Origin of the sequence: Novosphingobium silvae, assembly GCF_009856825.1 — a bacterium.
Taxonomy (GTDB): Bacteria; Pseudomonadota; Alphaproteobacteria; order Sphingomonadales; family Sphingomonadaceae; genus Novosphingobium; species Novosphingobium silvae.
On record NZ_WVTD01000001.1, the window covers coordinates 386095 to 407245 of the forward strand.

Here is a 21151-nt window from a genome sequence, read left to right on the forward strand (position 1 = left end):
ACGCGGCGATGTCCAGAAGCCTGACCCGGGGGCTCTTCGCCCCGCTCGCCCTGACCCTGGCCCTGAACCTCGCCGGATGCGCGGCGACGAGCACTTCCCCGACCATCGCGGCGCCTGCTCCGGTGAACAGCGCGTCCGCTCCCGGCCATGCCGTGTTCGAGAAGGGCATGGTCAGCGCGGCGGACCCGCGCGCGGCAGAGGCCGGCGCAAGGATCCTGCGGCAGGGCGGCAGCGCCACCGATGCCGCCATCGCAACGATGCTGGCGCTCACCGTCGTCGAACCGCAAAGCTCCGGCATCGGGGGTGGCGGCTTCCTGCTGCTGGCGGACGAACAGGGCCAAATCGAATCGTGGGACGGACGCGAGACGGCACCTGCCGCGGCCACGCCCCGGCGCTTTCTCGATGCCTCGGGCCAGCCGCTGCCTTTCCGCACGGCGGTGATCGGCGGACGCAGCGTGGGCGTGCCCGGCAGCATCGCCCTTGCCGCAAGCGCGCACGCCGCGCACGGCCGCCTGCCCTGGGCCACCCTGTTCCAGCCCGCCATCGAACTTGCCCGCGACGGCTTCGTGCTCTCGCGGCGCGGCCATGATGCGCTGGCCAACTCCGCCCACACCGGCGCGCACGATCCGCAGGCCCGCGCAATCTTCTACGGCGTGGACGGCAAGCCGCTGCCGCTCGGCACCACGATCCGCAACCCGGCCCTTGCCGGGACGCTGGAGATGCTCGCCGCCAAGGGGGCGGAAGGCTTCTACAAGGGCGAGCTTGCCCGCGAGATCGCGACGAAGGTCGCCGCCGAGACACCGGCCGACGGCAAGATGACCGAAGCCGACATCGCAGGCTTCGCGGCCAGGCAGCGCCCCGGGCTTTGCGCGAAGTACCGCGTCTACAGGATCTGCAGCATGGGCCCGCCCTCGTCCGGCGCCACCACGGTCCTGGCGACGCTGGTGCAGCTCGAAGGCTTCGACCTTGCCGCGCTCGGCCCCGACTCGGCGAAGGCGTGGCACCTCATCGCCGAATCGCAGCGCCTTGCCTATGCGGACCGCGACCTTTTCCTGGCGGACCCCGACTTCGTGCCGGTTCCGGTAAAGGCGCTGCTGGACCCTGCATACCTTCGCCGCCGGGGAGCGCTGATCTCGGCCGACAGGGCGATGACCAAGGTCACCGCTGGACTGCCCGCCCCCGGCCTGGCCCTTGGCGAGGGACCGGAGGAACACGGCACCTCGCACTTCGTCGTCATCGACCGGCAGGGCAATGCAGCCTCGTGGACATCCACCATCGAAAGCGCCTTCGGATCGGGACTGATGGCGGGCGGCTTCTACCTCAACAACGAGCTGACCGACTTCAGCTTCGTGCCCGAGAAGGACGGCGTGCCGGTGGCGAACCGCGTCGAGGGCGGGAAGCGCCCGCGCAGTTCGATGGCGCCGACGCTTGTCTATGGGCCGGATGGAAAGCTGCTGTTCGTGGTCGGCGCGGCCGGCGGCGCAACGATCCCGGTGCAGGTGACCCGTGCGCTGATCGGCGTGCTCGACTGGAAGCTGCCCGTGGACAAGGCACTTGCGCTGCCCGTGCTGTTCGCGCCCGGCGATACCGTCAACGTAGAGAAGGGATCGCGGCTCGAGGCCATGATTCCGGCGCTCACCGCGCTGGGACATCCGGTGAAGGCCGCGCAGATGCCGCTGAAAACCAACGCCATCGCGGTGGTCGACGGCAGGCTGGCGGGAGCGGGCGATCCCCGCAGCGAAGGCGTGGCGATAGCCGAGTGAGACCGCATGCCGGCACGCCTGAGCCTTGGCCCGCCTCGCCGGTTGCCGCAACCGCGACGCAGGCCTAGACGTTCCAGCAAACCAGAACGCTGAGAGGATTACCCCACGCCATGGAACTTGCCGACTTCGACCGGAGCCCGAACATCGTCTCGCTGTTCCTGTCCCGCGCCGATCTGCTCGGCGAGGCGCCGATGCTGCGGGCCAAGCACGAAGGGCAGTGGGTGGCGATCAGCTGGGCTGAGACGGCCCGGCGGGTGTGCCTTCTTGCCACCGCCTTGCGCAAGATGGGCCTGCGACCGGGCGAGCGGGTGCTGATCGTCTCGGAGAACCGGCCCGAATGGTGCATTGCCGATCTCGCGATCATGGCGGCAGGCTGCGTGACGGTGCCGACCTACACTACCAACACCACGCGCGACCACATCCACATCCTGGAGAACTCCGGAGCGCGCGCGGCCATCGTTTCCACCGCCAAGCTGGGCAAGGCGCTGCTCCCCGCCATCGTGCAGACCGACATGTGCCGGCACGTCATCGGCATGGAGCCGCTCGTGCCCATGCAGGGCGGCGCCTACGAGACGCACCTGTGGGACGACCTGATCGCGGGCGGCGACGCCGTGGCCGCCCGCGCCCGCGTGGACGAGCGGATGGCCTCGGTGGGCCGCAAGGATCTTGCCTGCATCATCTACACCAGCGGCACCGGTGGCGCGCCGCGCGGGGTGCGCCAGCATCACGGCATGCTGCTTTCCAATGTCTACGGCGCGGCGCAGGTCATCGACGAGGATTTCGGCTGGGACAGGGGGCCGGACAAGCGCGAGATATTCCTCTCCTTCCTGCCGCTGAGCCACGCCTATGAACATACCGGCGGGCAGCTTCTTCCCATCGGCCTCGGCGGCGAGATCTACTACTCCGAAGGGCTCGACAAGCTGGCCGCGAACATCGAGGAGGTGCGCCCCACCGTGATGGTCGTGGTACCGCGCCTGTTCGAAGTGCTGCGCACGCGCATCATGCGCCAGATCGAAAAGCAGGGCGCGGCGGCCGCAAGGCTGATGGACTGGGCCATCGCGGGCGGCATGCGCCGGCAGGCCGGCAAGCGCCGTCTCACCGACTATCCGCTCGACGCGCTGATCGAGCGCACGCTGCGGCCCAAGGTGCGCGCCCGCTTCGGCGGACGGATCAAGGCGCTCGTCTCGGGCGGGGCGCCGCTCAATCCCGAGATCGGCGTGTTCTTCGAGGCCATGGGGCTGACGCTGCTGCAAGGCTACGGACAGACCGAGGCAGGGCCGATCATCAGCTGCAACCGCCCTGCCGCCGGGGTCAAGTTCGACACGGTCGGACCGCCGCTGCGCGGGGTGGAGGTGCGGATCGCGGAAGACGGCGAGATCCTCGTCTGCGGCGAGCTGGTGATGGCGGGCTACTGGCAGAACGAGGCTGCCAGCGCCAATGTGCTTCGCGGCGGCTGGCTCCACACCGGCGACATCGGCCACTTCGACGAGAAGGGCCGCATCATGATCACCGACCGCAAGAAGGACATGATCGTCAACGACAAGGGCGACAACATCTCGCCCCAGAAGGTCGAATCGATGCTCACGCTCCAGCCCGAACTCGCGCAGGCAATGGTGTCGGGCGACCGGCGGCCCTACATCGTCGGCCTTGTCGTGCCCGACGCGGACTGGGCGCTGGAATGGGCGCAGGCCAACGGCGAGAAGTTCGACATCCGCGCGCTTCAGGAACTGCCCGCGTTCCGGGCCGCGATCCGCAGCGCCATCGACCGGGTCAACGCGGATCTTTCGGTGATCGAGAAGGTGCGCCAGTTCGCTTTCGCCGACGAGCCGTTCTCGATCGAGAACGAGGAAATGACGCCCAGCCTCAAAATCCGTCGGCACAAGCTCAAGGAGCGCTACGGCGCGCGCATGGACATGCTCTACAGGGCCTGAGAAGGCCCGCGATCCACCCGATCCGGGACAGGGATCGTCACAGGCTGGAAACGTGCGGGGCAATCCGGCGTTGTTCGCGGGACAACTGCCAGGAAATCCCACGCCCATGCGCGCACTTGCCTGTCCCAACTGTAGCCGGCTCAACCATTTCGAGGTCCGGGTCTGCCCCGGCTGCCAGGCCACGCTGGGGTACGATCCCGAGATCGACGGCTTCCGCTTCCTGGCCGACGAGGCCACCGTCTGGCGGGACGGCAAGGGCGCGGTGGCGGACGTGGTCGTCTGTGCGAACAACAACGCCTACCAGATCTGCAACTGGCTCGTCGCGGCCGACGATACCACGCCGATGTGCCGCGCCTGCCGCCACAACCGCACGATCCCCGACCTGACCGAACCCTCGGTTCCGCCGCGCTGGGCGAAGATCGAGGCAGCCAAGCGGCGCCTGTTTCATTCGCTGCTGAGGCTCGGCCTGCCGCTCGAGACCAAGGTGGAAGAGGCACAAGGGGAGGTGAAGCAAGGGCTCGCCTTCGATTTCCTCTACGATGCCGCCGCCGAGCAGGCCGGCACGCCGCAAATCGTCACCGGGCACGACGGCGGCCTCATCACGCTGAACCTCATCGAGGCGGACGATGCCGAGCGCGAACGCATCCGCCTTGCCATGGGCGAGCCCTATCGCACGCTCCTGGGCCACTTCCGCCACGAAGTAGGCCATCACTACTGGTCCCGGCTGGCGGAGACCGATCCGGGGGAACTCGAAGCGTTTCGCGCAGTGTTCGGCGACGAGCAGGTCGATTACCAGCAGAGCCTGCAGGCGCACTACGCCGACGATGGCAGCAAGGTGTGGACGGACGATTTCGTCAGCTTCTACGCGACTTCGCACCCCTGGGAAGACTTTGCCGAGACTTTCGCGCACTATCTTCACATCGTCGATGTGCTGGCGGCGGCAGGCGGGTTCGACCTTAGCCTAGCGGCGCTTCCGGGCGACAGCGAGGGGCTGGAAGTGGAGCCCGGCTTCGATCCCTATACCGCCGATGCACAGGCGCTGGCCGACGCGATGGCGCCGCTGTCGTTTGCGATGAACGCGATCAATCGCTCGATGGGCCTGCCCGATCTTTACCCCTTCCACCTTTCCCCAGCGATCGTCGCCAAGCTGGACTATGTGCAGAAGCTAGTGGCCAAGGGTCGGCGCGCCGGGCATGAGGACGCCCGCTCCCGCGACGGGGGGATGCCAGCGAAGGCGCCGGTCCCCGCCTCGGCGCCAGCTCAGGCAGCGGTGTCGTCGATGAATTCCGGATAGAAGGCCGGTTCCCGCTCGGACCAGCCGGGCGCCGTCGCAACCGCTTCGCTGATCGAGTGAAGCAGCTTGCGCCGCTGGTCGGGGTGCAGGTGCGGCAGGGCGGCCGCGCCGCAGAAGGCGCCCGGCAACCACGGGCGCACCCAGGCGCCGAGCAGGCGTTCGTAAAGGAAGCGGAAGGCCGAGAATCCGAGAAGCCGCCCTTGCCCCAGGTCATACGCGGCGACCCGAACGAGCTTGCCCATCAGCGCTTCGATGTCCAGCGCGTCGTCGGCGATTTCCATCCGCCGCAGCGCTTTCAGCTCGCGATAGGCCTCGTACTGGTCGCGAATCGATTCGCGTTCATCCTCGTCGCGGGCCCAAAGGATGGTGGCGTCATGCCGGCGCAGGCCGATGTCGAGGCTGCGACGGATGTAGCGCTGTTCGCAGGGAGCGAAGCTGGCGAACTCGCGAAGTTCGCCGATGGCAAGACTGGTGGTGACGGTGTGGGCCATGTGTTTTTCCGAAGTTCACGATGGACGGGGCAAACCCCCGTCCGACACACAGTAAATCACGCTTCTCCTTTCCCGCAGATTTACCATGCAAACGTTTGTGCACGGATAAGCGCGGCAATTCTCCCCGAACGATCGGACGGGCCGCCCGGGAACGAACCGCACGCGGCGGGCATTTCCGTTCAGGTCCGGCAGCAGGCGCGGGCGAGGAGAGACTGCATGGAAAACCTTTGGGCTTTCGTCATCATCGGCGGGCCGATCGTGCTTGGACTGGCGATCCTTTACGGCGGCATCAGCTACTGGCGCCGCAACCGCAGGCTCGATCCGCTCTCGCACCAGTCTGCACAGAAGGTGCGCGAGGACGTGCGTGAGGAAGAGCGGCGCGCGAACTGACGCGCGCCGGTTCTCAGATCAGGCCGGCCAGCGGGCTCGAGGGATCGGCATAGCGCCGGGTCTGCATGCGGCCCGCAAGATAGGCGTCGCGTCCGGCTTCGACCGCCAGCTTCATGGCGCGGGCCATGCGGATGGGATCCTTCGCCTCGGCGATGGCGGTGTTCATCAGCACGCCGTCGCAGCCAAGTTCCATCGCTACGGCAGCTTCCGAAGCCGTTCCCACGCCCGCGTCCACCAGCACCGGCACCTTGGCTCCCTCGACGATGAGGCGCACGGTCACCTTGTTCTGGATGCCAAGGCCCGAGCCGATCGGCGCGCCCAGCGGCATAATCGCCACCGCGCCGGCTTCCTCGAGCTGGCGCGCGGCAATCGGATCGTCGACGCAGTAGACCATCGGCAGGAAGCCTTCCTTCGCCAGGACCTCGGTCGCCTTCAGCGTCTCGCGCATGTCGGGGTAGAGCGTGCGCGCCTCTCCCAGCACTTCCAGCTTCACCAGGTCCCAGCCGCCTGCCTCGCGCGCGAGGCGCAGGGTGCGGATGGCATCGTCGGCGGTGAAGCAGCCAGCGGTGTTGGGAAGATAGGTGATCTTCTTCGGATCGATGTAGTCGGTCAGCATCGGCGCCTTGGGGTCCGACACGTTGACCCTGCGCACCGCCACCGTGACGATTTCCGCGCCGCTGGCCGCCACGGCGGCCGCGTTCTGCTCGAAGTCCTTGTACTTGCCCGTGCCGACGATGAGGCGCGAGGTGAAGGTGCGACCTGCAACGGTCCAGGTGTCGGCGGTGGTTTCGGTCACGAAGGCGTCCTTTCGGGCGAGGTCTGGAGTCGGGCGGGCGGCTGCGCGCGTTCAGCCGCCGCCGACGAAGTGGACGATCTCCAGCACGTCGCCGTCGTCCAGCGCGACATCGCCCAGCGTGGAGCGCGGGGCGATCTGCGCGTTGTGCTCGACCGCGACTTTCCGGGGATCGAGCCCGAGGCTCGCCACGAGGTCGGCGATGGTGGAGCCGGCGGCGATGCGGCGCATCTCGCCGTTGACGGTAAGCAGGAGTTCGTCAGCCATGGGCCCGGGCAATAGCGCTCAGCAGGCGGCGTGCAAGTTCCGAATGTGGGCATAGGCCACCAGGCCCACGCCCATGATCGTCAGCACTGCCTCGGGAACGCCATGCCCGACGAACAGCGCGAGCGCCATGAGCGCAAGCCCCACGCCGCCGATCGCCAGTGGCGCGATGCGGCCATGGCGCAGTACGCCGAAGCCAAGCGAAGCGGCGCCGATGCCCACCGCCATGGCAAGGCCAATGCGGTGGATCTCGGGCGAGAGAAGCACTTCTCCGCCAAGCCCCAGAACACCGACGAGCACGACGCCCAGCACGCAGTGCACGGCACAAAGCCCGCTCAGAATGATCCCGAAGCGGTCAAGACGGTTGCGAATCGCGGTAATGGCTCGGCGCATGAGGTGCCATGTATGTAACGTTGTATCATCTATCAAGCCCTTCCGTTGCGATTGACAGTCCGATGACACGATCCATCGACGTGGCCCTTGCGAAAAGGCCTGTGAAACCGCAGGGAACCGGCATGAAGGAAGTGGCGCGAACATGAGAGTGAATGACGGTCGCCCGATCATCGGGACCAGCGACGATATTGCCGCGATGGTGCGCTGGCTGCTTTGCGTGGCCGTTCTCGTCGTCCTCATCGTCGCGGTGGGCGGCATTACCCGGCTGACCGAATCGGGTCTTTCGATCACGCAGTGGAAGCCGCTGACCGGCGCCATCCCGCCGCTGAGCGAAGGGCAATGGCAGGCCGAGTTCGAACGTTACAAGCACATCCCGCAATACCTGGAGGTCAACGGCCCCGCGGGGATGACGCTGGCGCAGTACAAGTTCATCTACTTCTGGGAATGGGTGCACCGCCTGCTGGCCCGCGTCATCGGCCTGGCCTTCGCGCTGCCGCTGGCGTGGTTCTGGTACAAGCGAACCATCCCGCTCGGCTACAAGCCCCGCCTACTGGCGCTTCTGGCGCTCGGCGGGTTGCAGGGGGTGGTGGGCTGGTGGATGGTCTCCTCAGGCCTCAGCGCCGAAGCGCTCGACCGGGTGAGCCATTTCCGCCTTGCCGCGCACCTGCTGGTGGCGCTGTTCACGCTTGCAGGCCTGGTGTGGACCGCGCTCGACCTTGCCGCGCTTAGCCGGGGGGAGCCCCGCGCGCGCCTGACGGGCTTCTGCCTTGCCGCGCTGGCGATGCTGGCCTTCCAGCTGTTCATGGGCGCCATGGTGGCCGGGCTGCGCTCCGGCGTGGTCGCGGGCGCGGGCTGGTTCAGCTCGGACGCCTGGCCGCTCATGCAGGGCAGCCTCTTCCCCGAAGGCGTGGAGTGGATGAAGGGCACGCTCCATGCCTTGGTGAACGACCCCTATCTTACCCACTTCGTCCATCGCTGGTGGGCCTGGGCCGTGGTGATCGTCCTTGTCGTCATGGGCCGCAAGCTTCGTGCCCGGCACCAGCGGCTGGTCTCCGTCGCCGTGCACTGCGCTTTCGGCGGGCAGGTGCTGCTGGGTATCGCGACAGTATGGTCCGGCGTCGCCCTGTGGCTGGCGGTGGCTCACCAGCTTTGCGGCGCGCTTCTGGTGGCGGCGAGCGTGTGGGGCGCGCATGCCCTGGGACGCCGTACCTGACCGCCTTGCGGGCTGCGGTATCATTTTACCTCTCTGCAATCCCGCAGTCTGCTTGACTTAGAGGGCGGTTTCGACGATTTGGCCGCCTTCCGCGCTTCCCGGGATTCGGTCCCGTGGCCGGCGCACGAACACATAGGGATAGACCAGCCATGAAGGCGCTCACGAAGGTCACCCGGTCGATCAAGCCGGCCGAGGTGGAAAAGAAGTGGCATCTGATCGATGCCGAAGGTCTGGTGGTTGGCCGTCTCGCCGTCATCATCGCCGACCTCCTGCGCGGCAAGCACAAGCCGAGCTTCACCCCGCACGTCGATTGCGGCGACCATGTCGTCGTCATCAACGCCGAGAAGGTCCGCTTCACCGGCAACAAGCTGAAGCAGCAGACCTACTACAAGCACACCGGTTATGCCGGCGGCATCAAGGAAGTGACCGCGGACAAGGTCCTCGCCGGTCGTTTCCCCGAGCGCGTGCTCGAGAAGGCCGTTGAGCGCATGATCCCGCGTGGTCCGCTCGGCCGCGACCAGATGCGCGCCCTGCACCTCTACGCAGGCAGCGAGCACCCGCACGGTGGTACCCAGCCCGAAGCGCTCGACGTCGCTTCCATGAACCGCAAGAACAAGGTGGGCGCGTAATGTCCGACAACGATACCGTTCAGAGCCTTTCCGACCTCGGCGAGATCGCCGGCAACGTCACTGTCGCTGACGCTCCGGTCGCCGCTGCTCCCGTTTCGAACGCTCCGCTGCGCGAGCAGCAGATCGACGCGCAGGGCCGCGCCTACGCCACCGGCCGCCGCAAGGATGCCGTCGCCCGCGTGTGGATCAAGCCCGGTTCGGGCAAGATCACCGTCAATGGCCGCGACCAGGCAGTCTACTTCGCGCGTCCGACCCTGCGCCTCGTGATCAACCAGACCTTCCAGGTCGCCGGTCGCGAAGAGCAGTACGATGTCATCGCAACCGTCAAGGGTGGTGGCCTCTCGGGCCAGGCCGGCGCCGTGAAGCACGGCATCGCACAGGCTCTTGCCAAGTACGAGCCCGCCCTGCGCGCCTCCGTCAAGGCCGCCGGCTTCCTGACCCGCGACCCGCGTGTCGTCGAGCGCAAGAAGTACGGCCGCGCCAAGGCACGCCGCAGCTTCCAGTTCTCGAAGCGCTGATCGCTTCCAGAGCTACGGCTTACGAAAGAGGCTCGCGGGCGACCGCGAGCCTTTTTTGTTGCCCGTCGTATCGGTGCAGCTCCGCCTTCGGCGCGGGGTGCACGCCGCTTGTCGGCCTCGCCGAAGGTCTGCCGGTCATTCGGGGATTGTGTCCGACGCGGGCATCGAGGCCGACTCGGACCGGCGGGGCCAACGGATCGCCGTGCGCTTTTCCGCCCCTGAAGCTCCTACGCTGGGGCGCGAGGCCGGTTCTGCGGGCCTCCGGCAAAGAGGTGCCCGCAAGAACAAAGGTGGAACACGTAGGATTTTTCCTATAGAATGGTCGGGTCGGCAATCCTGCCGTCGCTCCTCGGAGGGAAAGCCAGTGTCGTTTGCTGACTTGTGCCTCTTCCTCGGATCTCTTTTCACGTTCGCCACTCTCATCCTGAAGGTGGTCGAGGTGAAAGGCCGGAAGTAGGCTGCGGGTGGGGGATGCGTTGCAGCGCATCTCCCATACCCCTCCAACGACAAAGCCCCCGCCGTTGCAGCGGCGAGGGCTTGATCCACATGGTCACCCGAAGGGCCAGCGTCGTTTGCGGCGTTAGCTTTACGCCCTTACGGCCGCGAGTTCAAGCAGGAGCGGATTGGCTCCCACCGACCAGCCGGCTCAATACATGTGCTGGCCGCCGTTGATGCTCAGCGTGGAACCGGTGACGAAGCCCGCGTTCTCAGAGCACAGGAAGGCACAGCCGCGCGCGATCTCGTAGGCGTTGCCAAGACGGCCCACGGGGATCTTGGCGACGATCTTCTCGAGCACGGGCGCCGGCACTGCCGAGACCATATCGGTGTCGATGTAGCCGGGCGCGATCGCGTTGACCGTGACGCCGTACTTGGCGCCTTCCTGCGCCAGCGCCTTGGTGAAACCGTGGATGCCGCTCTTGGCGGCGGCATAGTTCACCTGGCCGTACTGCCCCGCCTGCCCGTTGATCGAGCCGATGTTGACGATGCGCCCCCATCCGCGCTCGCGCATCCCGGCGAAAGTCGCCTTCGCCATGTTGAAGCAGCCGCCCAGGTTGATGCGCATGACATCGTTCCAGTCATCGAAGCTCATGCGCTGCAGCACGCCGTCGCGAGTGATGCCCGCGTTGTTGATGACGATGTCGATCGGGCCGACTTCTTCGCTCACCCGGGCGCAGCCATCCAGCGTCGCCTCGTGATCGCCCACGTCCCACTTGTAGGCGGCGATGCCGGTCTCCTCGGTGAAGGCCCTGGCCTTCTCGTCGTTGCCGGCATAGTTCGCCACGACGGTGTGCCCGCGCTCCTGCAACGCAAGCGAGACAGCCTTGCCAATACCCCGAGTTCCACCGGTAACAATTGCTACGCGCGCCATATCAAGCCTTTCGCATGTGTCAGCATCCACCGAAGACAGTGCTATGGAAGGAATATGACGGCCGCAAGGCCAGCCTTTGACCTAACTGCACCTGTTAGGGATGTTCATAGATGCGCATTGTGCAATCGCGTTTGCCTCTAGCGGCATCGCAACGGCCTGGAAACAAAGCGGACTAGAAGCGGAACTGTGTGCCCACATAGACCGCCTGGCTGTCCTGCTTGCCGTCGGTGAGCGGCACGAGACGCTCCCGCTCTTGCGAATAGCGCACGCCGGCGGTCAGGTTGAGGTTCTCGGTCACGCGGTAGGCGCCGCCCAGGTCCACCTCGCCCGCCTCGCCCGAGAAAGTGCGGGGCGCGCGGCCGGGCGCGTGCTTCTCGTCAATCGAGATGCGCGGCGAGAAGCGCGATTCGTCCTTCTTCGCGGCGCCCGGAGTGAGGCTGAACTTCTTGAGATCGGGCATTTCCGCCAGAGGACGCGCAGGAGGCTGGGCCACAAGGCTCTGCGCGAAGTTCTGGTAGCCGCGCGATACACCCAGATTGAACGCGGTGGGGGAGATGCGCAGGCGTCCGGCGTCCTGCCCCGCCTGCGCCATGGGCGAGCGGCCGTGTACGATGATCGCCTGCGCCGCCTCGGGATCGACGCGGACCGCGACAGTCACCGCCCTGTCCTGCCGGTTCGGGGTTCCCGCGGGCGTGAAGGGGAACATCTGCCCTTTCGCAAGCGAGCGCATGGCGATGGCGCGCGAGAAGTTCTCGGACGAGAGTTCGGGATCGAGCGAATCGATCTTGCCGCCGCGGCCTGGGGAATCGAAATCGGTGGAGAAGGCCAGTACGGCACTGGGCAGCGCAAGCAGGCTCACGCAGCCTGCCAGCAGCAGGCTTCCCTTCATCCCGTTCTTCGAAGCGGCGCCGCGCTCAGCCATTTTCGTACCCTGTCGTTCTTTGCCGTGACCCTGACAGCCTTCCTGAAGGAAAGGCGTGCGGGAATAATGCGCCGGCAGGATTAACACGTCCTGAGCATGCTGGGGAGAGGGCACCGCGTTCAGCCCGCGCTCAGCGTCGCGTCCTAGGACGGGGATGCTGCGCGGGCGCACTTGCCGCCCGGCCCGCGGCGGTTATAGAGGCACTTGACGATGGCTCCGGCTCGCATCCCCCCGTTCGTGGCGGATTGCACCGGCGCCGGCATGGAACTGGGAATTACGATGACAGGCAGCACCGATACCGGCCTTCCTACCCTGCGCACGTTCGCGGCTGCGGGTTTCTGCGCCGTGGCGGCGCTCGCCCTGGCCGGTTGCGGCGGCGGACGCGAAAAGGAGAAGGCGACGCTAGCCCCCTCGATGGTCACCACCATCGGCGTGAACAGCTATCTCTGGCGCGCCAGCCTCGATTCGGTCTCGTTCATGCCGCTGCTCCAGTCGGACAGCGCGGGCGGCGTCATCATCACCGACTGGTACGTCAATCCCAAGACCCCGACCGAGCGCGTCAAGGTATCGATCATGATCCTTGACCAGAACCTGCGCGCCGATGCGCTCAAGGTGACCGCCGTGCGCGAAGTGTCGCAGGGCTCGGGCTGGGTGCCGGCTCCCGTTCAGGCGGCCACCGTCCAGAAGCTTGAGGACATCATCCTCACCCGCGCCCGCGACCTGCGCCGCGATTCGGTAGGCGGATAACATTCATCGGGCGGCCCGGCGCGCCGCCCCAGTCGTTGAGGCGGGTCGTACCCCGCAGGAGATCATACCAAGATGACCGAGCGGTTCGATCCCGCACAGGCGGACACGCGCTGGCAGGCGGCGTGGGACGAAGCGCAGAGCTTCCGCGCCGACGACACTTCCTCGAAGCCCCGCAGCTACGTCCTGGAGATGTTCCCCTACCCCTCGGGCCGCATCCACATCGGCCATGTACGCAACTACACGATGGGCGATGTGCTGGCCCGCTACAAGCGGATGAAGGGCTTCGAGGTCCTCCACCCCATGGGCTGGGACGCCTTCGGCATGCCGGCAGAGAATGCGGCGATGGAAAAGGGCGTCCACCCCGGCGGCTGGACGCGCGAGAACATCGCCAACATGAAGGCGCAGTTGAAGCGCCTGGGCTTCGCGCTCGACTGGAGCCGCGAGATCGCCACCTGCGAGCCGGAATACTACGGCCACGAACAGGCGCTATTCCTCGATCTGTACGAGCATGGCCTCGTCTATCGCAAGGAATCGGCGGTCAATTGGGATCCGGTGGACCAGACCGTGCTCGCGAACGAGCAGGTGATCGACGGGCGCGGCTGGCGCTCGGGCGCGCTGGTGGAGAAGCGCAAGCTTTCCCAGTGGTTCCTCAAGATCACCGACTTCGCCGAGGAACTGCTGGAAGGCCTCTCCACCCTCGACAAGTGGCCCGAAAAGGTCCGCACCATGCAGGAGAACTGGATCGGCAAGAGTCAGGGCCTGCAGTTCAGGTTCGACCTTTCCACCGGGGGCACGGTCGAGGTCTATTCCACCCGTCCCGACACCATCTTCGGGGCAAGCTTCGTGGCAGTCGCGGCGGATCACCCAATCGCCCAGACCGCCGCCACGGGCCGCAAGGACGTTCAGGACTTCATCGCGCTGTGCAAGCAGGGCGGCACCACCGCCGCTGAACTGGAGACGGCCGAGAAGCTGGGCTTCGACACCGGCATCAAGGCCCGTCACTCGTTCACGGGCGCGGAGCTGCCGGTCTACATCGCCAACTTCGTGCTGATGGACTACGGCACCGGCGCCGTCATGGCCGTACCCGGCCACGACCAGCGCGACTTCGAGTTCGCCACCAAGTACGACCTGCCGATCCTGCGCGTCGTCGCCGCAAGCGCCCAGGAGGCCGAAAAGCCCTTCGACGGCGAGAGCGAGGCCGGCGACGGCGTGCTCGTCAACTCCGCCTTCCTCGACGGCATGAGCGTGGCCGAAGCCAAGGCCGCCGTCATCGCGCGTGCCGAGGGCGAAGGCTGGGGCGAAGGCAAGACGGTGTGGCGCCTGCGCGACTGGGGCGTTTCGCGCCAGCGCTACTGGGGCACGCCGATCCCCTTCATCCACTGCGAGGTCTGCGGCGTGGTGCCGGTGCCCAAGAAGCACCTGCCCGTAACCCTGCCCGAAGACGTCGACTTCCAGACGCCCGGCAACCCGCTGGTCCGCCACCCCACATGGAAGCACGTCGACTGCCCGCAGTGCGGCCATGCCGCCCGGCGCGAGACCGACACGCTCGACACGTTCGTCGACAGCTCGTGGTACTTCCTGCGCTTCGCCAGCCAGCCCGGGGACCGCCCGTTCGACCCTGCGAAGATCGCCGAGTGGCTGCCGGTGGAGCAGTACATCGGCGGCATCGAGCATGCGATCCTGCACCTGCTCTACGCCCGCTTCTGGACCCGCGCACTTGCCCGCATCGGCAAGATCGAGGTGAAGGAGCCGTTCGGCAGCCTGTTCACGCAAGGCATGGTCACGCACGAAACCTACTTCCGCATCAACGACGCGAACGGCCAGCCGGTCTACTTCGCGCCGGGCGAGGTCGAGCGTACTTCCGAAGGCGCCACTCTGCGGGCCGATCGCGCCCCGGTGGAAGTCGGCCGCGTCATCAAGATGTCGAAGTCGAAGAAGAACGTCGTCGATCCCGACGAGATTGTCGCGACTTACGGCGCCGACGCGATCCGCTGGTTCATGCTCTCAGACAGCCCGCCAGAGCGCGACCTGCCGTGGTCCGAGGCCGGGATCGAAGGCTGCGGCCGCTTCGTCCAGCGCCTGTGGCGCCTCTTCGCGCAGCATGACCCTGCGGCGCAGGGCGAGGACAAGGCCGTGGATCGCAAGGTTCACCAGACCATCGCCGCTATCGCCGGCGACATCGAGTCGCTGGGCTTCAACAAGGCCGTGGCCCGCATCTACGAGCTGACCGGGGTGATCGAAAAGGCCGCGCCCTCCGCCAGTCGCTCGGCGGCGATCCGGAGCCTGCTGCTGCTGGTCGCGCCGATGATGCCCCACCTTGCCGAAGAGGCGTGGGCGACTGTCGGCGCAGGCGAGAGCGCGACCCTCGTAGCCGACGCCGCATGGCCCGATGTCGATCCCGCGCTGCTTGTGGACGACGAGGTCACTGTCGCGGTCCAGGTCAAGGGCAAGCTGCGCGATACGCTCACTGTCGCGAAGGGCACCTCGAAGGAGGAGCTGGAGGCGCTTGCCCTTGCCAGCGAGAAGGTGCAGCGTGCGCTCGATGGAGCCCAGGTGCGCAAGGTGATCGTAGTGCCCGACCGTCTCGTGAACGTCGTCGCGTGAAGGCCTTCGCGGCCCTTTTCGGAGCGCTGGCCCTGGCCGGCTGCGGGCTGACGCCGATGTACGCCGGAGGCGGGAATGCCGCCGTCGCCCAGGGTCTTGCAGGCGTGCAGGTCTCAGCCATCGAAGGACGTGCCGGCTGGCTGGTGCGTAACGCGCTGGTCGACGAACTCGGCATGTCCGGGCAGAAGGACGTCCCTTCCCGCTACCGGCTCGACGTGCGCCTGGACGACAGGCTGGAAAGCTTCGCACTGCTCTCCAACGACACCGTCGGGCGTGAGCGGCGCACCCTGCGCGCCCGCTACCAGCTCGTCGACCAGAACAGCGGCGAGGTCGTGGTGGACGCCACTGCCGGCTCTGACGCCGGCATCGACGTGGTTTCGTCCGACTATGCGACGATCGCGGCCGAGCAGACCGCGCTTGAGAACATGGCGAAAGACGTGGCGACGCGCATTGTCACCAATGTCGCGCTGCGCCTGCGCGGCGACACGACCCAGTAAGGGCCGTGAAGGCCTCCCAGAAGGAATTCGCCGGGCTGGCGGCGCGCGCCGCGCGCGAGGCGCGGGTCTTCTTCTTCTGCGGCCCCGACGAGGCGAGTGCGTTCGACGCTGCCACCCGCATCGCCTCGCTGCTCCCCGATCCCGGCGAACGGGTGGAGATGACGGGCGCGGAGCTGCGCCGCGATCCGGTGCGCCTGGGCGACGAGGCGCGCTCCACTTCGCTGTTCGGGGGCGCTCGCCACATCTGGGTTCGCGCGGCCGGGGACGAGGCGCACGACGCCGTGCAGACCCTGCTGGAAAACGAAGTCTCCGGCTGCCCCGTCCTCGTCGTCGCGACGGGCGCGACGGACAAGTCCCGCACGGCCAAGCTGCTTGCCGCCCGCGCCGACGCGCTGGTCGCGATGTTCTACCCGCCCGACCTTGCGGCAGTCACGGCTTCCGTGCGCACGATGGCCAATGCCGCAGGGCTCAAGATCGGCAGCGAGATCGCCGAGCGGATCGCCCGCGGTGCCGGGCTGGACACCCGCATCGCCCGTTCCGAAGTCACGAAGATCGCCCTCTACCTCGACGCATCGGCCGAAACGCCGCGGCCCGTTGCCATGACCGATGTCGATGCCGTGGGCGCCTCGACCGAGGACGAGGGCTTCGGTTCGCTCGTCGATGCCGTGCTGGGCGGCCGGCGCGAAGCGGTGGGCCCGGAACTTCGCCGCATGCGCGAGCAGGGCTTGAACCCGGTCGGCCTCCTTCTCGCCTTCGAGCGGCGGGCCGCTCAATTGGCGGGCCTTGCCGCACGCCTCGGCGACGGGCGCGACGTGGCCGGCTTCCTCAAGGCCGAGGCCGGTGCCCGGCGCGTGTTCTGGAAGGACCAGCCTGCCCTTGCGGTACAGCTGCAGATCTGGCGCGGCGCAAAACTCGAAAGGCTCGTCGCGCGGCTCGTCATGCTGCACCAGACCTTGCTCGCAAACAGTCAGCATGCAGAACTACTTTTGTCGGAAGGACTTTTGACAATAGCGCGTTCGGCACGTCCCGAATCCAGACACCTGTCAATTACCACGTCCTGACGAATACTCTTTTCCGGTTGCCTCCGAAGTTCATACGGGCGTATACCTATTGCGCCGCAGCATTCAGCGTGCCGCGCGCGCCGATGGCGTTTGTTTGAGGGATGATCGGCGTGAAATCGCAAGCAGGAGGGCCGGGCAGATGAACGCGCCATTCGCCGCTTCACCGCTCCTCGAGCGGACGGAGTTCGACAGCCTGCTCGTCGCGCCCTCGCGCGAACGCCGCCGCCTCCAGTGCTACCTCGCACTCGTCCTGGCGGACATACTCGCCATCTTCACCGGCTTTTCGGCGATGGGCTACCTGCTTGCGGGGACGGACGGGTTTGCGCCGAGCCTCGTCCACGCGCAGCTCATCCTGCCGATCTATCTCACGCTCGCGCTCTACAACGGGGCCTATTCCACCACCTCGCTGCAGCAGGGCTGGACCGGCGTCTTCCGCGCGCTTGTGGCCATCGCGATCTCGGTCGTGGTGGTCGTCTTCGTGCAGTTCCTGATCCGCCCTAACGCCGACGTCTCGCGCATGGGCTTCAACGGCGGGGCGATCCTGGCGATGTGCGTGATCGCCTGGCTGCGCCTCCAGCTGCGCAGCCTGGTGCGGTGGCGCTGCGGCGAGAACGTGCTCAACGAACTCATCATCGACGATGGTGGCCCGCGGGTGGAGCTGCGCGGCGCGATCCGCATCTCGGCGGCGGCGATGGGCCTGCGCCCCAATCTCAACGACCCCAACGCGCTGGACCGCATCGGCCTCGTGCTGCGCAACATCGACCGCGTGGTGGTGAGCTGCCCTTCGGGACGCAGGGCGGAATGGGCGATGATGCTCAAGGGCGCCAACGTCGATGGCGAGGTGCTCGACGACGAGGTCGCTCGCCTCGGCGCGCAAGGCGCGCGCGTGGTGGGCAAGCACGGGCTGCTGCTGGTCTCGGCAGGGCCTCTTGGCCTTCGCGAGCGGGCGATCAAGCGCCTGTTCGATGTCGCCTTTGCCGGCACCGCGATCCTGGTGCTCTCGCCGCTGCTCATCACGGTGGCGCTGGCGATCAAGCTGCAGGATGGTGGCTCGGTCTTCTTCAACCAGCGCCGCATGGGCCGGGGCAACCGCTTCTTCAACATGTACAAGTTCCGCTCGATGTCCGAAGCGCTGTGCGACAGCGACGGCAACGTCTCGGCATCGCGCGACGACCAGCGGATCACCCGTGTTGGCCGCTTCATTCGAAAGACCAGCATCGACGAGTTGCCGCAGCTGTTCAACGTACTGCTGGGCGACATGAGCCTGGTTGGCCCGCGCCCGCACGCCACGGGCTCGCTGGCCGGGGACAAGCTGTTCTGGGAAGTGGACCTGCGTTACTGGCAGCGCCACTCGCTCAAGCCGGGCCTCTCGGGCCTGGCGCAGGTGCGCGGCTTCCGCGGGGCGACCGACCACGAATCGGATCTCGTCAACCGCCTGCAGGCCGACCTTGAATATCTCGAGGGCTGGACGATCATGCGCGACATCCAGATCATCTTCCTGACCATGCGCGTGCTGGTCCACGACCGGGCTTTCTGACAGGCTCGCTCGCGCTTTCCGGTTGCCGTCTTCAGGTCAGGCGCAACTTCCGAAACCCGGCACGTTCACCGAAGTGACCTGCTTCACCATGGGAGCGAGCCTGACCCCGTGAGGCTCTGCCGCGAAGGGTCAGTTTCCGTTCTGCTTGGGAACCGAGAACGTACCCGTGACGCGGCCGCCCGGCCCGCCCGAGGCGGAGGAAACGCCGCTGTTCAGATCGACCACGAGCCGCCCGCCACGCAGCGTATCGCCGTTGCCGCGCTTGATCGTGGCATTGCCGGTCATCGTGATGATCTTCTTGTTGAAGTCGTAGATGCCGACATCGCCCGTCGCCACCTCGTCGTTGCGCGTGACCACGACGCCGCCGCTCGCGGTGATGCGCTGTATCTGCATCGAGCCGGCATTGGTGAAGTTCACTACAGTGCGCGCGGCGCGCAGGCGAAGTTCGGCCTGCTTCACATCGACATTGCCCGAAAGGATCACGCGGTCCTGCTTGTCCTGCAGCTCGATCCGGTCGGCGGCATAGTCCACCGGCGCGTTGCTGTTGTGGCCGGAAAGCACCTGCGCATCGATGGCGGAAGGTGCCGCGGCCAGGGCGGCGAGCCCCAGCGCCGGAATGGCGAGAGCGGCGCGGGTGAGCGTCTTGGGAGCGGCGTTCATTGCGGTATCCTAAGCTTTCCGGGCGTCATGCGCAGCCGGGCATTGCCTTCCAGCGTGACAGTCCGGTTCTCGAGATCTGCCCTCATCGAATCGGCCCGGAAAGTGCCGGTAGGCACCGTTCCCTCGACCCCGCCGGACCCTACGGCAACCTGCTGCCTCACGTCCACGGCGACAGTGCTGGTGGTCATCCGATAGCCTTCCGGAGCGGCGAAGTTGACCGGCCCATCCACCGAAAGCTGCTCGGTATCGTAATTGTACGCCCCGGTCGGAGCGACGATCTGGGCCGGGCCGTCATGGAGGTTCAGCAGCGCCTTCAGGGTCTGCATGCGAACGACCGGCGTCGTCGCGCTCTGCTGCACGGCGGTGCCGGCAGTGACCACGAATCCGCGATCCTTGTTGTCCTTGCCCCGGTAAGCCGCGTCATCCACGGCCAGGCGCTCGCTGGTGACGGCAACCTTGTTGCGATCGAGCAGGAAGCTGATCTCTCCGCGCGGCGAGAGCGGCACGAGGATCATGATCGCCGCCACGACGCCGATTCCCGCCGGCAGTGCCTTGGCGAGGAACGCGACAAGCCGGTCGTGCGAACCGCCGGGCGCGGCAAGGTGCCGGCGGCGATTGCGGATCTCTACGGCTTGGACGGACATGGCGGCTCAGTAACTCCCGGCGGGCGATCAGGCTGCTTCGTGGCTGAAGATGTCGTGTTCGGGCCAGCCGGCCAGATCGAGGCGGGCGCGGGCGGGAAGGAAGTCGAAGCAGGCCTGCGCGATCTCGGTGCGATGCTCGCGCGCCAGGCGTTCCACCAGAATCGCGTGCATGGCGTGAAGATAGCGCACGTCCGAAGCGGCATAGTCCTTCTGCGCCTCGGTCAGCTCGGGCGCGCCCCAGTCGCTCGACTGCTGCTGCTTCGACACTTCCTTGCCGAGCAGCTCGCGGACGAGATCCTTGAGACCATGGCGATCGGTGTAGGTGCGCACCAGCTTGCTGGCGATCTTGGTGCAGAAGACCGGCGCGGCGGTGACGCCGAGGTAGTGCTGGATCGCGGCAAGATCGAAGCGGGCGAAGTGATAGAGCTTCAGGCGGGCGGGGTCGGCCAACACGTCGCGAAGGTTGGGCGCGGCATAGGCGCTGCCCGGCGCGAAGCGGACGAGATGCTCGTCGCCCCCACCATCGGAAATCTGGACGACGCAAAGCCGGTCACGGGCCGTGATGAGGCCCATGGTCTCGGTGTCGACAGCGACGGGCCCCGGCGCAAGCACGCCTTCGGGGAGATCTTCTTCGTGGAGATGGACAGCCATAATCAGGAAATGCTTAGGGACTGGGCCGGAATTGCGCAATGGCGCACGCGCCTACTTGCGCCGGCGTGCAGGTTTTTCGGGAGCTTGGCGACATGGCCGCAACACAGGACATACCCTCCAGCTGGGCCCCCGCCCTTTCGCCGGCGCTCGAGACGCCCGAGGCACGCCGCCTGGGCGGCTGGCTCAGTGCCGAGGAGGCGGCGGGCAAGCGCATCTTTCCCCCGCGCGGAAGCCGTCTGCGCGCGTTCGAGCTGACGCCGCTATCCGAAGTGCGCGTCGTCATCCTGGGGCAGGATCCCTATCACGGGGCCGGACAGGCCCATGGCCTTGCCTTCTCGGTGCAGGAGGGGGTTCGGGTGCCGCCTTCGCTGGTCAACATGTACAAGGAGCTGGCGACCGACTGCGGGGTCGCGGCGCCGGGCCACGGCAACCTGGAGCACTGGGCGCGGCAGGGCGTGCTGCTGCTCAACAACGCGCTGACGGTGGAGGAAGGGCAGGCGGGCTCGCACCAGAACCGCGGCTGGGAGGCGATCACCGACGCCGCCGTCGCCGCGGTCGCCGCCAAGGCCGAGCCTTGCGTGTTCCTGCTATGGGGCAATCACGCCCGGAAGAAGGCGATGCGCGTTCCCGGGCTCGCCCAGAGCCACCACCTCGTGCTCACCGCCCCGCACCCAAGCCCCCTGTCCGCCCACACCGGCTTCTTCGGCTGCCGCCACTTCAGCCGCGCCAACGCCTTCCTCGAAGAGCACGGCCGCGGACGGATAGAGTGGTAGGGCCAGG

Annotated in this window: 22 protein-coding genes; 13 read left to right on the forward strand and 9 right to left on the reverse strand. The window is 67.0% G+C overall.

What is annotated here, in order from left to right:
* The first annotated feature begins 8 nt into the window (after window positions 1-8).
* From ggt to GR702_RS01915, 3 genes are all read left to right on the forward strand, one after another.
* Window positions 9-1763, forward strand: coding sequence for a gamma-glutamyltransferase (gene ggt, locus GR702_RS01905; protein ID WP_160984245.1), 1755 nt, complete (start codon window positions 9-11; stop codon window positions 1761-1763).
* A 110-nt stretch (window positions 1764-1873) separates the two neighbouring features.
* The gene (locus GR702_RS01910) at window positions 1874-3694 is read left to right on the forward strand and encodes an AMP-dependent synthetase/ligase (RefSeq protein ID WP_160984246.1); all 1821 of its coding nucleotides are present in this window, start codon (window positions 1874-1876) and stop codon (window positions 3692-3694) included.
* A 106-nt stretch (window positions 3695-3800) separates the two neighbouring features.
* The gene (locus GR702_RS01915) at window positions 3801-4988 is read left to right on the forward strand and encodes a zinc-binding metallopeptidase family protein (RefSeq protein WP_160984247.1); all 1188 of its coding nucleotides are present in this window, start codon (window positions 3801-3803) and stop codon (window positions 4986-4988) included.
* On the opposite strand, the gene GR702_RS01920 is transcribed toward GR702_RS01915, so the two are convergent.
* Window positions 4955-5479 (reverse strand): hypothetical protein, encoded by a 525-nt coding sequence (locus tag GR702_RS01920; protein ID WP_160984248.1) that lies wholly within the window; start codon window positions 5477-5479, stop codon window positions 4955-4957. The genes GR702_RS01915 and GR702_RS01920 overlap by 34 nt on opposite strands.
* Before the next feature lie 216 nt (window positions 5480-5695).
* Here GR702_RS01920 and GR702_RS01925 point away from each other — a divergent pair, with 216 nt between their 5' ends.
* On the forward strand, window positions 5696-5869 hold the full coding sequence (locus GR702_RS01925; protein ID WP_160984249.1) for a hypothetical protein: 174 nt from the start codon (window positions 5696-5698) through the stop codon (window positions 5867-5869).
* Window positions 5870-5882: 13 nt separating this feature from the next.
* On the opposite strand, the gene GR702_RS01930 is transcribed toward GR702_RS01925, so the two are convergent.
* Genes GR702_RS01930 through GR702_RS01935 form a run of 3 tightly spaced genes read right to left on the reverse strand, consistent with a single transcriptional unit; the run spans window position 5883 to window position 7319 of the window.
* A complete protein-coding gene (locus tag GR702_RS01930; protein ID WP_337192496.1) occupies window positions 5883-6665 on the reverse strand; it encodes a thiazole synthase in 783 nt (260 codons plus the stop codon).
* Between the two features lie 51 nt (window positions 6666-6716).
* Window positions 6717-6929 carry a sulfur carrier protein ThiS gene (gene thiS, locus GR702_RS22625; RefSeq protein WP_237449493.1) on the reverse strand — a complete coding sequence of 71 codons (213 nt, stop codon included), beginning with the start codon at window positions 6927-6929 and terminating at the stop codon, window positions 6717-6719.
* 18 nt (window positions 6930-6947) lie between these two features.
* Window positions 6948-7319: a MerC domain-containing protein gene (locus GR702_RS01935; protein ID WP_160984250.1), complete on the reverse strand. Its 372-nt coding sequence runs from the start codon at window positions 7317-7319 to the stop codon at window positions 6948-6950.
* A gap of 142 nt (window positions 7320-7461) precedes the next feature.
* Here GR702_RS01935 and GR702_RS01940 point away from each other — a divergent pair, with 142 nt between their 5' ends.
* The 3 genes from GR702_RS01940 to rpsI all read left to right on the forward strand — a co-directional run bounded on the left by GR702_RS01940 (window position 7462) and on the right by rpsI (window position 9679).
* Entirely contained in the window at window positions 7462-8532 is a 1071-nt protein-coding gene (locus GR702_RS01940; protein ID WP_160984251.1) for a COX15/CtaA family protein, read from the forward strand.
* 149 nt (window positions 8533-8681) lie between these two features.
* The gene (gene rplM / locus GR702_RS01945) at window positions 8682-9161 is read left to right on the forward strand and encodes a 50S ribosomal protein L13 (RefSeq protein WP_160984252.1); all 480 of its coding nucleotides are present in this window, start codon (window positions 8682-8684) and stop codon (window positions 9159-9161) included.
* Window positions 9161-9679, forward strand: a complete 519-nt coding sequence (gene rpsI / locus GR702_RS01950) for a 30S ribosomal protein S9 (RefSeq protein ID WP_160984253.1) — start codon at window positions 9161-9163, stop codon at window positions 9677-9679. Before rplM ends, rpsI begins: the two co-directional genes overlap by 1 nt.
* A 646-nt stretch (window positions 9680-10325) precedes the next feature.
* On the opposite strand, the gene phbB is transcribed toward rpsI, so the two are convergent.
* Window positions 10326-11048 (reverse strand): acetoacetyl-CoA reductase, encoded by a 723-nt coding sequence (gene phbB, locus GR702_RS01955; protein WP_160984254.1) that lies wholly within the window; start codon window positions 11046-11048, stop codon window positions 10326-10328.
* Window positions 11049-11220: 172 nt separating this feature from the next.
* Complete coding sequence (locus GR702_RS01960; protein WP_237449494.1) at window positions 11221-11970, reverse strand: hypothetical protein; 750 nt, start codon at window positions 11968-11970, stop codon at window positions 11221-11223.
* A gap of 279 nt (window positions 11971-12249) precedes the next feature.
* Between GR702_RS01960 and GR702_RS01965 the strand changes: the two genes are divergently transcribed.
* The 5 genes from GR702_RS01965 to GR702_RS22245 all read left to right on the forward strand — a co-directional run bounded on the left by GR702_RS01965 (window position 12250) and on the right by GR702_RS22245 (window position 18416).
* On the forward strand, window positions 12250-12717 hold the full coding sequence (locus tag GR702_RS01965) for a DUF3576 domain-containing protein (protein ID WP_202408012.1): 468 nt from the start codon (window positions 12250-12252) through the stop codon (window positions 12715-12717).
* A 72-nt stretch (window positions 12718-12789) separates the two neighbouring features.
* Window positions 12790-15321: a leucine--tRNA ligase gene (gene leuS, locus GR702_RS01970; protein WP_160984255.1), complete on the forward strand. Its 2532-nt coding sequence runs from the start codon at window positions 12790-12792 to the stop codon at window positions 15319-15321.
* Entirely contained in the window at window positions 15318-15818 is a 501-nt protein-coding gene (gene lptE, locus GR702_RS01975; RefSeq protein ID WP_160984256.1) for an LPS assembly lipoprotein LptE, read from the forward strand. Before leuS ends, lptE begins: the two co-directional genes overlap by 4 nt.
* A 5-nt stretch (window positions 15819-15823) precedes the next feature.
* Window positions 15824-16879 (forward strand): DNA polymerase III subunit delta, encoded by a 1056-nt coding sequence (holA, locus tag GR702_RS01980; RefSeq protein WP_160984257.1) that lies wholly within the window; start codon window positions 15824-15826, stop codon window positions 16877-16879.
* Window positions 16880-17018: 139 nt separating this feature from the next.
* Window positions 17019-18416, forward strand: coding sequence for a sugar transferase (locus tag GR702_RS22245; protein ID WP_160984258.1), 1398 nt, complete (start codon window positions 17019-17021; stop codon window positions 18414-18416).
* Between the two features lie 129 nt (window positions 18417-18545).
* On the opposite strand, the gene GR702_RS01990 is transcribed toward GR702_RS22245, so the two are convergent.
* From GR702_RS01990 to GR702_RS02000, 3 genes are read right to left on the reverse strand one after another with little or no spacing between them, the layout of a single operon-like run.
* Window positions 18546-19076, reverse strand: coding sequence for an LptA/OstA family protein (locus tag GR702_RS01990; protein WP_160984259.1), 531 nt, complete (start codon window positions 19074-19076; stop codon window positions 18546-18548).
* Window positions 19073-19720 (reverse strand): LPS export ABC transporter periplasmic protein LptC, encoded by a 648-nt coding sequence (gene lptC / locus GR702_RS01995; RefSeq protein WP_160984260.1) that lies wholly within the window; start codon window positions 19718-19720, stop codon window positions 19073-19075. The genes GR702_RS01990 and lptC overlap by 4 nt, the downstream gene beginning before the upstream one ends.
* A 27-nt stretch (window positions 19721-19747) precedes the next feature.
* Complete coding sequence (locus GR702_RS02000) at window positions 19748-20371, reverse strand: ribonuclease D (RefSeq protein ID WP_160984261.1); 624 nt, start codon at window positions 20369-20371, stop codon at window positions 19748-19750.
* A 92-nt stretch (window positions 20372-20463) separates the two neighbouring features.
* Here GR702_RS02000 and ung point away from each other — a divergent pair, with 92 nt between their 5' ends.
* On the forward strand, window positions 20464-21144 hold the full coding sequence (gene ung / locus GR702_RS02005; protein WP_160984262.1) for a uracil-DNA glycosylase: 681 nt from the start codon (window positions 20464-20466) through the stop codon (window positions 21142-21144).
* Window positions 21145-21151 lie beyond the last annotated feature (7 nt).